This window comes from Mucilaginibacter angelicae (assembly GCF_042434235.1).
In the GTDB taxonomy this organism is placed as follows: Bacteria; Bacteroidota; Bacteroidia; order Sphingobacteriales; family Sphingobacteriaceae; genus Mucilaginibacter; species Mucilaginibacter angelicae.
In genome coordinates this window covers 42147-55296 of the sequence record NZ_JBHLTS010000017.1, presented here as the reverse complement: position 1 = coordinate 55296, position 13150 = coordinate 42147, and the positions used below count along the sequence as shown (strand labels likewise).

At 41.6% G+C, this 13150-nt stretch carries 14 protein-coding genes; 8 read left to right on the top strand and 6 right to left on the bottom strand.

Annotated elements, in window-relative coordinates; all coding sequences use genetic code 11:
• Window positions 1–82 precede the first annotated feature (82 nt).
• The 5 genes from ACFFGT_RS05245 to ACFFGT_RS05225 all read left to right on the top strand — a co-directional run bounded on the left by ACFFGT_RS05245 (window position 83) and on the right by ACFFGT_RS05225 (window position 5481).
• Complete coding sequence (locus tag ACFFGT_RS05245) at window positions 83–349, top strand: hypothetical protein (protein ID WP_377021459.1); 267 nt, start codon at window positions 83–85, stop codon at window positions 347–349.
• Window positions 350–439: 90 nt separating this feature from the next.
• On the top strand, window positions 440–1312 hold the full coding sequence (locus tag ACFFGT_RS05240) for a DUF6625 family protein (RefSeq protein WP_377021458.1): 873 nt from the start codon (window positions 440–442) through the stop codon (window positions 1310–1312).
• Window positions 1313–1362: 50 nt separating this feature from the next.
• A complete protein-coding gene (locus ACFFGT_RS05235) occupies window positions 1363–2232 on the top strand; it encodes a DUF6625 family protein (protein ID WP_377021457.1) in 870 nt (289 codons plus the stop codon).
• A complete protein-coding gene (locus ACFFGT_RS05230) occupies window positions 2222–4399 on the top strand; it encodes a peptidase domain-containing ABC transporter (RefSeq protein ID WP_377021456.1) in 2178 nt (725 codons plus the stop codon). The genes ACFFGT_RS05235 and ACFFGT_RS05230 overlap by 11 nt, the downstream gene beginning before the upstream one ends.
• Window positions 4400–4461: 62 nt before the next feature.
• Window positions 4462–5481: a beta-barrel domain-containing protein gene (locus ACFFGT_RS05225; protein ID WP_377021455.1), complete on the top strand. Its 1020-nt coding sequence runs from the start codon at window positions 4462–4464 to the stop codon at window positions 5479–5481.
• Window positions 5482–5513: 32 nt separating this feature from the next.
• On the opposite strand, the gene ACFFGT_RS05220 is transcribed toward ACFFGT_RS05225, so the two are convergent.
• The 3 genes from ACFFGT_RS05220 to ACFFGT_RS05210 all read right to left on the bottom strand — a co-directional run bounded on the left by ACFFGT_RS05220 (window position 5514) and on the right by ACFFGT_RS05210 (window position 7803).
• The gene (locus ACFFGT_RS05220) at window positions 5514–6332 is read right to left on the bottom strand and encodes a helix-turn-helix domain-containing protein (protein WP_377021454.1); all 819 of its coding nucleotides are present in this window, start codon (window positions 6330–6332) and stop codon (window positions 5514–5516) included.
• 17 nt (window positions 6333–6349) lie between these two features.
• Entirely contained in the window at window positions 6350–7153 is an 804-nt protein-coding gene (locus ACFFGT_RS05215; protein WP_377021453.1) for an SDR family oxidoreductase, read from the bottom strand.
• 149 nt (window positions 7154–7302) lie between these two features.
• Window positions 7303–7803, bottom strand: coding sequence for a VOC family protein (locus ACFFGT_RS05210; RefSeq protein ID WP_377021452.1), 501 nt, complete (start codon window positions 7801–7803; stop codon window positions 7303–7305).
• A gap of 226 nt (window positions 7804–8029) precedes the next feature.
• On the opposite strand from ACFFGT_RS05210, the gene ACFFGT_RS05205 reads away from it, so the two are divergent.
• Window positions 8030–8278, top strand: coding sequence for a hypothetical protein (locus tag ACFFGT_RS05205; protein ID WP_377021451.1), 249 nt, complete (start codon window positions 8030–8032; stop codon window positions 8276–8278).
• A gap of 43 nt (window positions 8279–8321) precedes the next feature.
• Here the strand turns inward: ACFFGT_RS05205 and ACFFGT_RS05200 are convergent, their stop codons facing one another.
• From ACFFGT_RS05200 to ACFFGT_RS05190, 3 genes are all read right to left on the bottom strand, one after another.
• Window positions 8322–9578: an MFS transporter gene (locus tag ACFFGT_RS05200; RefSeq protein ID WP_377021450.1), complete on the bottom strand. Its 1257-nt coding sequence runs from the start codon at window positions 9576–9578 to the stop codon at window positions 8322–8324.
• A 45-nt stretch (window positions 9579–9623) separates the two neighbouring features.
• Complete coding sequence (locus ACFFGT_RS05195) at window positions 9624–10226, bottom strand: TetR/AcrR family transcriptional regulator (protein WP_377021449.1); 603 nt, start codon at window positions 10224–10226, stop codon at window positions 9624–9626.
• Window positions 10227–10460: 234 nt separating this feature from the next.
• Window positions 10461–11402, bottom strand: coding sequence for an alpha/beta hydrolase (locus ACFFGT_RS05190; RefSeq protein ID WP_377021448.1), 942 nt, complete (start codon window positions 11400–11402; stop codon window positions 10461–10463).
• 304 nt (window positions 11403–11706) lie between these two features.
• On the opposite strand from ACFFGT_RS05190, the gene ACFFGT_RS05185 reads away from it, so the two are divergent.
• Together ACFFGT_RS05185 and ACFFGT_RS05180 are read left to right on the top strand one after the other, a co-directional pair.
• Entirely contained in the window at window positions 11707–12060 is a 354-nt protein-coding gene (locus ACFFGT_RS05185) for a winged helix-turn-helix transcriptional regulator (protein WP_377021447.1), read from the top strand.
• Between the two features lie 192 nt (window positions 12061–12252).
• Complete coding sequence (locus ACFFGT_RS05180) at window positions 12253–13044, top strand: NIPSNAP family protein (RefSeq protein WP_377021446.1); 792 nt, start codon at window positions 12253–12255, stop codon at window positions 13042–13044.
• Window positions 13045–13150: the final 106 nt, after the last annotated feature.

The following is a 13150-nucleotide window of genomic DNA, read 5'->3' as shown; positions in this document are numbered from 1 at the left end:
AGTGAAGGAGTATGTACTTCGCTATGCATACCGCCTAAATTACCAGGGCGTGGTTTTGGTAAATGTCAATTAAAACTAAAACATGAAGAAAGAGAAATTAGGCCTCAATGCCATTAAAAATGTGCTGAGCAGGGCTGAGCTTAAAAAAATCATGGCCGGCAGCGGCAACCGCTGTGACTATTGCGGCCCGGGTGGTTACATCTGTTGCGCCTGTTATCTTAATGACAACCCAAATCCATCTTTAAAAGGACCGTACTGTGCTGATAGTTGCACCAACTATTGTACAGCTAATGGACTCGGAGCCGGATTTCACCCCGTATCATTTGGCTGCCCCGCAACCTGCCAGTAGTATAAATAAAACCCGGGGTAAAAGCCGGGTTTTATTTAATTGCTGCCCTTGTTTTTCTACTAACTATCCTGGAGTTTTTTCGGCACAATAATGGAATATCGTAATAACATTGCATTAATTACTTGTTATATAGGCAAATTACCCTGGTACTTTCATTACTTCGTGCATTCATGCAGTTATAACCCAAGTATCGATTTTTTCATATTTACCGATGATAACACCCGGATACCCGTACCCGGTAACGTTAAAGTTATTTATAAAACACTTGATGATATCGTAAAATTGGCCACCGCCAAATTAAACCTGGAGATAAACATAACCAACGGCTATAAGCTATGTGATTTTAAGCCAGCTTACGGCCTCATTTTTTCTGATATCCTGAGTGGCTACGATTTTTGGGGACACTGCGATATCGACATCATTTTTGGCAATATCCGCAGTTTCATAACTGATGATTTGCTTGCCAGGCACGATCTAATAAGTGTAAGGCACGACTGGCTTTCGGGATGTTTTTTGCTTTACCAAAATACCCACAAGCTAAACCACTTGTTTTTACACAGTAAAGATTACAAGAAAGTGTTTGGCAGCAGCCAGCACTATTGTTTTGACGAAACTAATTTTGCCCATGATGCCTTTACCAATGGTATGCTTTATACCGATGTTGAAACAGAAATAGAAAGCATGACACATGTTGTAAAAAAGCTGGAGGCCCGGAATTATATAAGCCCTTTTTTTGATTTTTTAATAATTGAAGGCCTGCCGGGAAGGCTGCGATGGGACAATGGCGAAATGTTTTACAGAAACAGGTACGAAGTGCTTTTTTATCACTTAATTTATTTTAAAAGGCTGCCTAATCTCCCAAAAAAGGTTGTAAATATTCCTCAAAGCTTCACCATCAGCCCATCCAAAATATATCATCAATATGAACTTAAAAAAAGCATAAGTGAGCTGGAAACGCATTAAACATTTGATAAGAAAAAGATTACCCGGTATTATAATTCCACAGTCGCCATATGATGAAACATAATAAAAGCATAGCGCTGATCATTTGCTATTATGGCAAAATACCCTGGTATTTTAAATATTTTGTACATTCTTTTAAATATAATCCTGATGTTGATCTTTTTATCATTACCGATGAACCGTTTGACCAGGAGCCATTGCCCGGCAACATAAAAATCATTCGCAAAACGCTGAGTGATTTTAATGTTTTAGCAACAGAAAAATTGGGCTTCCGGATTAATGTTTCCCGTAACTATGCTTATAAATTATCTGAATTTAAACCGGCCGGCGGGCTTCTTTTTTCCGAGCTTTTAGATGGCTATGATTTTTGGGGATATATTGATATAGATGTAATTTGGGGTAACATCCGCGACTTTATTACTGATGAACTGATGGGGAAATACGACCTTATAAGCGGAAGACCGGAATGGATGCCGGGGTGTTTTTCGCTGTATAAAAACACGGATGTTATGAATACGCTTTTTATGCAAAGTAAAGATTACGTAAAAGCCTTTACCGATGAGCAATACCTCAATTTTGATGAAACCGGGTTTAAACACAGCGCATTTATAGCGGGCAATACTAACCTTGAAATTAATGGCGGGATTGAAAGTATGATGCATGTGGTACAAAAGGCAACGGCGGCAAATAAAATAAAACCCTTATTTGATTTTTTTATGATAGAAGGTTTACCCGGCAGGCTGAAGTGGGAAAATGGATATTTGTACTATAAAAACCGGTACGAAGTTCTATTATTTCACATGATGTACCTGAAAGATATTTATACCCCTAAAAAACAGATCAACTATATTCCTGATACCTTTAATATCAGCTCAACAAAAATATACCACCGCGCAAAATCAAAATTAAATGGGCTTTAAATTTTATAAGCAATTTGATGGAATGGATTGCGGCCCAACGTGTTTACGCATGATTGCAAAACATTATGGACGTAATTACAAGCAACGAACCCTTAGTAAAATTTGCGGAATAAACCGGGAAGGGGTTTCTTTATTGGGAATAAGTGATGCTGCTGAAAAGATTGGCTTCAGAAGCCTGGGCGCTAAGATTAATACCCATGAATTAAAACAGGCCGAACTGCCTTGTATTTTACATTGGCGCCAATACCATTTTGTAGTATTATACAAAATTAAAGATAACAAATACTATCTCGCCGACCCGGCCACCGGCCTTGTAACCCTTGATGAAACCAACTTTAAAAGCAGCTGGCTCGCCGACAAAAACCTGGACGAAGGGGTTGCACTCTTTTTAAGCCCCACACCCAATTTTTTTAACCTTGAAGAGGAAGAAGAAGGTGAAGTTAAATGGTCGTTCCTGTTAAGTTACCTTGCAGCGTATAAAAAGCTTATTATTCAGTTAGGATTTGGGCTTTTGGCCGGAAGCTTATTGCAGCTGATAACACCTTTTTTAACCCAGTCAATAGTTGATGTAGGTATTAATACCCGTAACATCAGCTTTATGACAGCTATTCTGCTTGCCCAGCTTGCATTGATAGTGGGCCGTGTTGGTGTAGAATTTATAAGATCTTGGATCCTGCTGCATATTACTACAAGGATAAATATCGCTATCCTCACCGATTTTCTGATCAGGCTGATGAAGCTGCCGATGAGTTTTTTTGATACCAAAATGACCGGCGACATCATGCAGCGGATGAACGACCAGCGAACGATCCAAAACTTTCTTGCAGGTTCAACATTAAACACGCTGTTCTCCCTGTTTAATCTTGTGATTTTTTCTGTGGTGCTTATTTATTACAACATCATTATATTTTTTGTTTTTGCGGCAAGCAGTGTGTTGTACACTGCCTGGATAATACTTTTTTTAAAGCAACGGCGTGTACTTAACTACAAAAGTTTTGACACTGCGGCCAAAAATCAAAGCAGTATCATTCAGCTTATCAATGGTATGCAGGAAATAAAGCTCAACAATTGCGAACAGGAAAAACGCTGGGAATGGGAGCATATACAGGCACGCTTGTTTAAATTTAATGTAAAAACGCTTGCCCTTAGTCAATACCAGGAAGGTGGCGCTACATTTATAAACGAGGGAAAAAATATTTTAATTACCTTTTTAAGCGCAGAGGCAGTTATCAGCGGTAACTTAACATTGGGAGGTATGCTGGCTATACAATATATTGTTGGGCAGTTAAGCAGTCCCATTTCGCAGCTATTAAGTTTTATTCAAAACTTTCAGGATGCAAAGATAAGCCTGGAACGCCTTAATGAGATCCACCAGGTTAAAGAAGAAGAACCTCCCGGTAAAGAATGGAGCCATGTTTTACCAAAAGATAAAAGTTTACGGTTGAAAAATTTAACTTTTAGCTATGCCGGCGCAGGTAATGAGCCTGTGCTTAAAAATATTAACCTGCTTATAGAGGCCGGTAAAACAACAGCCATAGTTGGCATGAGCGGCAGCGGTAAAACCACCATTTTAAAACTGCTGCTACGCTTTTATCAGCCGCAGCATGGCGAAATAAAGGTAGGTGACGAGGCTATAGATAATATAAGTTATAAAACCTGGCGTAACCAATGCGGTGTTGTAATGCAGGATGGCTTTATATTTTCTGATAATATAAAACGCAATATTGCTGTAGGCGAGGAATATCCGGATACCGAAAAACTCAATCATGCCATTAAAGTGGCAAACATTCATGACTTTATTGATACTTTACCGCTTGGCCTTAATACCAGGATAGGGGCTGATGGCAATGGAATAAGCCAGGGGCAGCGACAGCGGATCCTAATAGCCCGTGCGGTTTACAAAAATCCGGCCTTCCTGTTTTTTGATGAAGCCACCAACTCGCTCGATACAAATAACGAAAGGCAGATCATGGATAATTTATCTGAGTTTTTTAAAGGCCGCACCGTTGTAATAGTAGCGCACAGGCTCAGCACTGTAAGCAATGCCGATAACATCATTGTACTTGATAAAGGCCGGATCATAGAACAGGGAACGCATCATGAACTTACGTCACAAAAAGGAGATTATTACAGGCTGGTAAAAAACCAGTTGGAACTGGGTTTGTAAAACTGGTTTACCAGGGCCTCGTACCTAAGTAAACTACGTTAAAATCATTATATCAAAAACGTATGCCCAATAACTATAACAATTATAATAATCAGGAAACCCGGCATAGTGACGAAATGCAGGATATTATAACCATTGTACCCTCATGGCTTGTCAGGGGAGGAAGTGCCTGCTTTTTAGGCTTCCTGGTATTAATTATGGGGGTATCTGCATTGATCAGCTATCCCGATGTTGTTCCGGCTAAATTAAAAGTTATTTCATCAAATGCGCCCCAGGCCGTATTTGCCAGGGAACCCGGAAGGCTGGTTAAACTGCTGGTAGCACAAAATAACAACGTGAAAATTGGGCAGCCACTGGCTTATTTTGAAGCTGGTGTCGATCATGCCTGGGTATTAAATTTGCTGAACAAGCTCAATGAGCTAAAACAATCACTAATTGATAATAAACCATTAAACCTGACATTTGATGAACCGGGTAATTTAAAAGCCGGAAAACTAAGCCCATATTATCAGGCTTTTTTTACAGGTTACAGGGAATACAAAACTGACATGTACAACAAGTCAAAATATGATAATGCCACTTCACGATCAGGTCCCTTAACAAACGATTTATTACGATCGACAGGTGAATTGATTAATGTACTTGAAGATTGGAAAAGCAAATACATATTAACTGCTCCAAAAACAGGGGAAATTTATTTTTCCGGAATTATTCATGAAGGTCAGGATGTAAAATCAGGTGAACCCCTGTTTTACATCAACCCGGTAAATAGTGATTTTTTTGGAGAGATCACAATCCCGCAGGAGCTCATCGGCCAGGTAAAAGAAGGGCAGGATGTAATAATTAAGCTTAAAGCATACCCTTACCAGGAATATGGAATAGTAAAGGGGAAAATAGCTTATATAACCGGAATCCCTGTTAAAGACAATATGTATATGGCCCGGGTTAACTTTTTAAAAAATGCATCAGCAAAGCCAAATGGCCCCATTGTTTTAAAATACGGCTTAGATGCTGATGCAGGTATCGTTACAAAAAATGTTACATTGTTAAGCAGGCTCCTGAGCGGGTTTAAGCCTTTTTAACATAAGCGAAAATAATAAAAGCTGCCCCTGCGTTAAAGACTGCTGTTGATGGCTGTCAGCCGGGAAGGTGGTATGCCGTAAGAACGCTTGAACGCGTGCGAGAAATGCGACAAACTTTCGAAACCAACGTCGAGGTAAACGGATGACGGCCGTGCGCTTTTCTCCCTGATCAAATAATGCGCCTCCTTTAGCCGTTGTTCCAGCAGCCATTGCCCCGGCGGGCTATGGAATATTTTTTCAAAGTCGCGCTTAAAAGTAGCAAGGCTCCGGCCGGTTAAAAAAGCCAGCTTTTCCATCGGCACATTATAACGGAAGTTGCGGTACATAAAAGCCTCCAGGTCAATCTTGCCCGGGCTGCCAAAATCGAATAAGATCCGCTGCAGTTCGGGTTGTGCCCGTAACAACAGCATTGCAAACTCCTGTACCTTGTGTGCAGCAAGTTCCGGGCTGATATCTTCCGTGGTATAAGCAGTCAGCCCATCAAGGCAGTTTTGTAATAGCTCGTCCGGGTGGATCTGTAAAGCAGCGCCAGGCGGTAGCCGGCCAGGCAAATAGGGTGGGCGGCCTTTAGCTAATCCCTGCAATAAAGCCTGGTCAAGCAAAAAGCTGATCACCAGGAGGTCTCCGCCTCCTTCGGGTGGGCGCTTGATGAATTTGCCCAGGTGGTTACGCCGGAACAGCACCACATCGCCGTCCCGGTAAACCATTGTCTGATCACCATCGATGATCGTGATACTGCCCGACAGCAGATATCCCACAAGGTGATCGGCGATAAACTGCTCGCCTGAACGGTTCTCTGTGCAATAACTGGAAAAGGTAATATTACCGATGGTTTTTAACGCTGTGTCCATTACTCAAAGTTAACTAATCAGCCTAAAAAAAGCTGACTTATTTCTTTCCTGAATGCTTCGGCACCCAATTCCAGCCTGCGTTTATAAAATGCTTCCGCATCCGGCCCGGCAAAATAATGTACTTTATCCTCACCGTCGGTAGCGGCTTCATATACTACTTCTGCAATTGTTTCTGCGCTTGAAAACCTGAACTCTGCACCTTCAAAAGCGGTGGAAATCATATGATCAAATGCGCCCTGGTAAGCTTCGTGCCCGGCAACCGCCAATGAACGGCCTGCAAAATCGGTAGCGATACCACCAGGCGCCACGGTTTTTACGCCGATACCAAAAGGTGCCAGCTCAAATGACAGGCTTTCGCTAAAGCCTTCCAGAGCCCATTTAGTGGCATGATACAGAGATGCAAAGGGGAAAGCCACATGCCCGCCGATGGAGGTAGTGGTGATAAATAATCCGCTGCCGGTTTCCCTGAAATGCGGAATAAAAGCCTGGATAATCCTTATTACACCCAGCAGGTTTGTATCCAGCTGGCGGCCGATCTGCTCGTCGGAGATACCTTCTAACGGCCCCATAAGTCCATAGCCTGCATTGTTGAACACCACATCAATTTTTCCGGTTGATATGGCCTGTTGCACTGCCGAGGTTATTTGTTCGGGATTGGTCACATCCAAAGGCAATAATGTAACGTTTGGCAAATTTGCCAGTTCCTGTGCATTTTCAGGGGTACGCATTGTTGCAATTACCTTCCAGCCCCTGTTTGCAAAAAGCGCTGCTGCGGCTTTACCTAATCCGCTTGAGGCACCTGTTATAAAAATAGTTTTCATTTTTTCTTTTGATTTAATAAGTCAAAGGTAGACCTGTTAATCAAAATCGGTTTGCTTGAGAAGCTCAAACGGTTTGCTTCAGCGGCTCAAATAATTGTTTCGCTGATAACTTTTATTTGTTGAAGCTGAATTTGGGGTTGAAAAAGCTCTTATTTGGTTGTCACCGTTCCTATTTTGGCATACTCCACATCGTTAGGTTCCCATAACTCTATCTTATTCCCTTCGGGGTCCATCAGGTGTACAAAGTTGCCATAACTTGTTTTCTGCACGCTATCGGTAGGTAATATACCGGCTGTTTTCATATTGGCTAATAACTGGTTTAGTCCTTCAACCCGGTAATTGATCATAAACTGCTTTTCAGATGGCTGGAAATATTTGGTAGTTTCCTTAAAAGGGGCCCATACTGTAAAACCCTTTTTAGTACTGTCCATACCCTGGTGCCATTCAAAATTGGCGCCATATTCATTTATTCGGATCCCAAGGTTTTTGCTATACCAGGCTTTTAGCACGGCCGGGTCTTTCGCTTTAAAAAAGATACCGCCAAGGCCGGTAACCCGCGGGCCGGTATTAGCCGGACGGGTTAGTTGATTAAAGCCGTAACCCAGCAGAAATGCAATAGAAAACATGGCCGCAAGCATGATTTTTTTCATCAGAAATGATTTTATGACTAAAGATAGGTAAATTGTAATTATGATATAAGCCCTGAATTTGGTGTGAAAACTATCGCCGGTTTATTCCTGCTCATTGTCGGTTATTACGGGGAATGGTGCTGGTCTCCCGGGTGTCAACGTAATTATGATCGATATAGTAACAAAATGATTATATGATCTTAAATCCATTTTATTATGCAAGTATTATACTTGTTTAATAAAACAGATGGCTACTATTACTTTTCCCTTAAACACGTTTAATCATTTCCAAACTTGTTCAGCAGAGATACTGGAGGAGGAAATATCAAGAGCTTCCATAAGGCTCAAATTACAAAATCCGCAAACAGCTGAAGAGCGGTTGCTATATCAGCAGGAGTTAGACAGGTTAAGTGCATTAAAATACATTAGTCAGTTACGAAAAGGGAAACTGAGCCGGGATGATTTTAACCAGAAAGTTACGTTGACAGCATTGTAGGGTAACAGTATTTCTGTTTTTCTTTCAGGCCGGTATGGATATATTAGACCTGATCTACGGGGATTTGATTTTCGACAGCGCTTTTCACCGGTCTTGTTAAAAATTTCAGAAACAGGAACGCAATGGCTATAGCTATTATACCCTGTGCCAATACGGTTGTTGGTGCGCCGATATGCTCGGAAACTGCGCCGATGAGTACGCTGCCGAGCGGCATCATACCAAAGATGGCCATGAGCAGGATCCCCATGGTACGGCCGCGCATTTCGGGGGCGGCGTCTGATTGCACTACAATATTGCTGATGGTAAACTGCGCTACCGAGCCATAGCCGGCTATAGCAGCAAAAAACATTGCCGCAGGGAAGTTTTTTACCAGTGAAAAACAGATCAACCCTATACCCATAAGCATGGTGCTAAAAAACAAGATCCTTTTCAAATGCGCGCCTGGTTTGCGTGAGGCCAGAAAAATGGTACCGCTAACCGCGCCAATACCTATAAAGCTGTTGATATAACCAAAGGTAGAGGCATCACCCCTGAATACAACTTTGGCAAATACAGGTAATACCGTATTATATGGAAGCACCAGTAAACTTACTGCTGCAAGCATCACTATAATGAGGCTGATGCCCGGTGTGTTTTTAATGTAAGCAAAGCCTTCAGAAAAATCGGCTATAATTTTTTTGTTGGATCTTTTGGGCAGATAGGCCGGTAATTTCATCAGCATCAGGGATACAATCACTGCACCAAAACTGGCCGCATTCAGCAAAAAGCATACACCGGCACCAAAGGCACTCAAAACAATGCCTGACAGTGCCGGCCCTAACAATTGCGCCAGGCTGGCCGTTGCGGTTGAAAGCGAAAGTGCATTGGGCAAATCATCCGGGCTGGCCACCACATCATTGATCAAAGCCTGCCGGGCAGGTACATCAAATGCGTTAATAATACCGAGCAGCACGCTGAGCAAAAGGATGGCCCATACAGCTGCATGGCCCGTAATTACCAGCACCGCCAGCAGCACCGCCTGGATCATGGAGGTTACCTGGGTAATTTTGATCACCGTAAAACGGTTATAACGATCGGCCGCCACACCGCCGGGTATAGAGCATATAAAGGAGGGGAATTGCTCTGCGAAAATAGTGACACCGATCAGGAACGCGGAGTGGGTCATGGAGTATATCACCCATATTACAGCAGTGCGCTGCATCCAGGTACCAAATTGTGATATGGCCCTGCCGAAAAAGTAAAGCGTATAATTTCGGCTCGCTAATGCCCTGAATAAATTGAGTTGATTTATTTTTTTCATTTAATTGACAAAAATTAAAATAATGTCGAAAAAAAAGCTGAAAAATTAAGACTGCAGCCATTTAGTAACCATGTCGCTGAACAGCTGTACCACAGCTTTTGTATCATGTGGATCATTATGATCATAGATTTCGCGCCTTATACCACGGATCCCGCTCGAAATAATAAAAGCCAACATATCCGTTTCCGCATTGTTCGGAATGCGTACAGATGGGGTGCCCCCTGCAGAAAGTGCTTCTGATAGAATTCCCTGCTCCAGGTAAATGAGTTTTTTATGCAAAGCATCTAAAAACTGGGTATGCTTTGACTTTTCATCGGCGCTTATCAGTTGATCTATAGCATTAAATACGCGTTTCCATTCCTGGGATGTTTTGATCTTGGCCGAACAAAAAGCCTTGATTTTGTCATTTAAATTTGCCGCGGCAGTTACTGCAAGACGGATTTCAGCGGCCACATCCTGTGCTATCTGGTCATGCACAGCCTGGAAGATCTCGTCCCTGTCTTTAAAATAATAGTAAAGCGAACTCCTGCTGCGGTCTGTAGCCTTAGCCACATTATCCATGGTAACTTTGGCAGGGCCCGATTTGCGGTAAAGACGCAAGGCGGCCTGCAAAATTTCCTGGTGGGTGCTATCGTCCTGGTTGCTCATAATTTTACCTCGCCGGCAAATATACTTGCAAATTTGACAAAATTTAATTTTTTGTCGAAAAAATCTCAGGAAAACATTTTGCTGTGCTCAGGGATAAGAACGATAAGAATATTTAACTGCAGAAAGTTCGCAGCAATAATTTTTATTCCGGTTTATAGAAATGCTGCTGCCTGATGCTGTGATATTTCTGTGAGGTTAATTAAAAAAACTGTAAATGAGGCTTTGAACACTATGTTAGCTGTTCTGTTTGTTTACACTGATCAGCCATTTTATAGCTTCCTGATGAGCCTTACGCGCAGTATCCAAAATAGCATCCATTTGCCAGAAATAATGAGTTGTACCTTTAAACCGTTGAAATGATAGTTTAATCCCCTGTTCTTGCAGTACTGCGGCGTAAAGTTCTGCTTCGTACCTTAACGGATCATGTTCGGCTGTATAAATCAGGGTTGGGGGAACATGGTCTACATCAAAAACTAATAATGGCGATGCCGATTCATTGAAAGCTTCACCCGGATTTCCCAGATAAGTGGCCCAGCACAGCTTCATTAGTTCTTTTGAAATAAAATAACCCTTTTCATATATGTTATAAGACGGTGTGTCAAACTGATAATGCAAAGCCGGGCATACCAATAATTGGCCGAGTAGTTTATATTCGCGTGTCTGATTAATTAAATGAACTAATCCGGCAGCAATGTTTCCTCCTGCATTGTCACCACCTACAACTATTTTTTCTTTATCTATACCAAAATAACATCCTTGTTTTTTAATCCAGTTCAGTACGGCCAATCCCTGGTATAGCGGAACGGGAAAATGGTGTTCCGGCGCCAGTGCATAGTCAACCGATATAACTGTATAACCACTGCCTTCAGCAAGCGTAGTACATATGGAATCGCAGGTTTTCAGACTGCCGCTGATCCAGTTACCACCATGAAAATAAACTAAAACGGGTTTCAACGAGGGTGGATCAGCATCATAGATCTTCAAATTAAAAGCCGGTAAGCCATCAGGCGCCAGTTTCAGTTCCGTAACCAGGCTGATGCCATCATTAGAGTAGGCAACTATCCGGGTAAAATCATTCATTAAAGCCCGGTAAGTATCAACATTTAACGGAGTTTTTAGCTCTGAATTAAATTTTGTGCGAAGAAGGGAACGAAGTACAGGGTGCAGTTCTGTCATAACACAATTAAAACACTGGAAGAAAAGACTAAAAAGGATACGGGCTGGTTCGTTCGATACCAGAACATCCAGCTACAGGTTACCCAGGCACCAAAAGTTATTTCAGAAAACAATAATCCCCTATTTTTTAATTTATGGTATTTCATGTGTTGTATTTTTAATTACATTTTTTGTTTATTGCATGCTAAAAACGATTTAGCGCCGTTTGCTTCTGTTAAAAGGCAGCAACAGCAGCAAAGGAACAATAAACGGTTATGGACATCAATAACTTAACCGGTAATTAGTAACTCATTAATAAATTAGCATGTCAGAAAGAAAACTAAGCTCCACCAACTTTCAAAACCAATCGTTTTTGGAAGAAAAATGCGCCCTTAACGAGCTCCTCTATTTATTGAGTAAAAGATGGATGACCGAGGTACTGTTCAGTATTGAGGCCGGTAACGTACGTTTCAATAGCCTGAAAGAAGATTTGGAATATATCAGCGATCATATCCTGGCGGATAGGCTGAAATTTCTGGAACAGCATGAACTGATCCATAAAAGTTATATACCGGGTAATCCGCCAAGAACGGAGTATACCTTAACAAGCAAGGGGGAAGAACTAAGTGAAATATTAGGCGGGCTGTGCGATTTTGCAGAAAGCAAAATGCAGTTTTGATATTTCAGAACGTGTAATATTTATTTACCAGGTATTTTGGCTTTCCCGGATCAGATCAAATTGCGCTTAGGTAACTAACTGATTTATTAGTGGTATGCTTTTACTTTTTTTGAGGATTGTTAGCTTACTTTGATGGCGAAATATACCGCTCAGGTTTTCGATAATAAGTAAATCCATAAACAAAATACCATTATGACATTGTACAATCCATTCAGATTTGTTTGCTTTTGCCTTTTACTCACTGTAATTTTTAGCTCAAATGTGCGGGCTAATGCACCTGCCTTGAATTACTACCAGCTCAAAATATATCATTATAAAAATGCGGCCCAAGAAACGAGGATCGAACAATATTTGCAACAAGCGTATGTACCTGCTATCCATCGCGCCGGTATTAAAAACGTTGGGGTATTTAAACCGGTTACCCAGCAGGATACCGACAGGAAAATCTATGTTTTTACTCCCTTTTCTTCACTGGATAAGTTAGCAGGGATAGAGCAGCGGCTGCAGGCGGATACAAAGTACCAGGCCGATGGCAAAGATTATATTGATGCAGATTACAAGAATTCTCCTTATAGCCGTATAGAAACTATTGTATTGCAAGCTTTCCCGGGTATGCCGTCTACAGCAATCCCTGATCTTACTGCCGCTAAGGCCGATAGGGTTTATGAACTGCGCAGCTATGAGAGTGCGACGGAAAAATACAATATTAATAAAGTAAGGATGTTTAATACCGGTGATGAAATCGGGCTTTTTAAAAGATTAGGTTTTAACGCTGTTTTTTATTCGGAAGTGATAGCCGGAAGCCACATGCCTAACCTGATGTACATGACCACTTTTAACAATAAGGCCGACAGGGATAAGCACTGGGACGCTTTTGGCAATGATGCACAATGGAAAGCACTGACAGCAAATGAAGAATATAAGAATAATGTTTCACATGCTGATATCATTTTTCTGCACCCGGCCGAATATTCAGATTTTTAACGTTCTGAAAAAGCTGTATGTTTTCAATCAATTTATCAATGAAGCGATTTGGATTTTGAATGTTACCCCCCCCAAAAAAAGTGAAAGCAGTCCATTTGGGCTGCTT

Bases quoted from the DNA above. Each gene is read 5' to 3' on its own strand.
- ACFFGT_RS05245 (WP_377021459.1), top strand. From the start codon at position 83: ATGAAGAAAGAGAAATTAGGCCTCAATGCCATTAAAAATGTGCTGAGC.
- ACFFGT_RS05240 (WP_377021458.1), top strand. From the start codon at position 440: ATGGAATATCGTAATAACATTGCATTAATTACTTGTTATATAGGCAAA.
- ACFFGT_RS05235 (WP_377021457.1), top strand. From the start codon at position 1,363: ATGATGAAACATAATAAAAGCATAGCGCTGATCATTTGCTATTATGGC.
- ACFFGT_RS05230 (WP_377021456.1), top strand. From the start codon at position 2,222: ATGGGCTTTAAATTTTATAAGCAATTTGATGGAATGGATTGCGGCCCA.
- ACFFGT_RS05225 (WP_377021455.1), top strand. From the start codon at position 4,462: ATGCCCAATAACTATAACAATTATAATAATCAGGAAACCCGGCATAGT.
- ACFFGT_RS05220 (WP_377021454.1), bottom strand. From the start codon at position 6,332: ATGGACACAGCGTTAAAAACCATCGGTAATATTACCTTTTCCAGTTAT.
- ACFFGT_RS05215 (WP_377021453.1), bottom strand. From the start codon at position 7,153: ATGAAAACTATTTTTATAACAGGTGCCTCAAGCGGATTAGGTAAAGCC.
- ACFFGT_RS05210 (WP_377021452.1), bottom strand. From the start codon at position 7,803: ATGAAAAAAATCATGCTTGCGGCCATGTTTTCTATTGCATTTCTGCTG.
- ACFFGT_RS05205 (WP_377021451.1), top strand. From the start codon at position 8,030: ATGGCTACTATTACTTTTCCCTTAAACACGTTTAATCATTTCCAAACT.
- ACFFGT_RS05200 (WP_377021450.1), bottom strand. From the start codon at position 9,578: ATGAAAAAAATAAATCAACTCAATTTATTCAGGGCATTAGCGAGCCGA.
- ACFFGT_RS05195 (WP_377021449.1), bottom strand. From the start codon at position 10,226: ATGAGCAACCAGGACGATAGCACCCACCAGGAAATTTTGCAGGCCGCC.
- ACFFGT_RS05190 (WP_377021448.1), bottom strand. From the start codon at position 11,402: ATGACAGAACTGCACCCTGTACTTCGTTCCCTTCTTCGCACAAAATTT.
- ACFFGT_RS05185 (WP_377021447.1), top strand. From the start codon at position 11,707: ATGTCAGAAAGAAAACTAAGCTCCACCAACTTTCAAAACCAATCGTTT.
- ACFFGT_RS05180 (WP_377021446.1), top strand. From the start codon at position 12,253: ATGACATTGTACAATCCATTCAGATTTGTTTGCTTTTGCCTTTTACTC.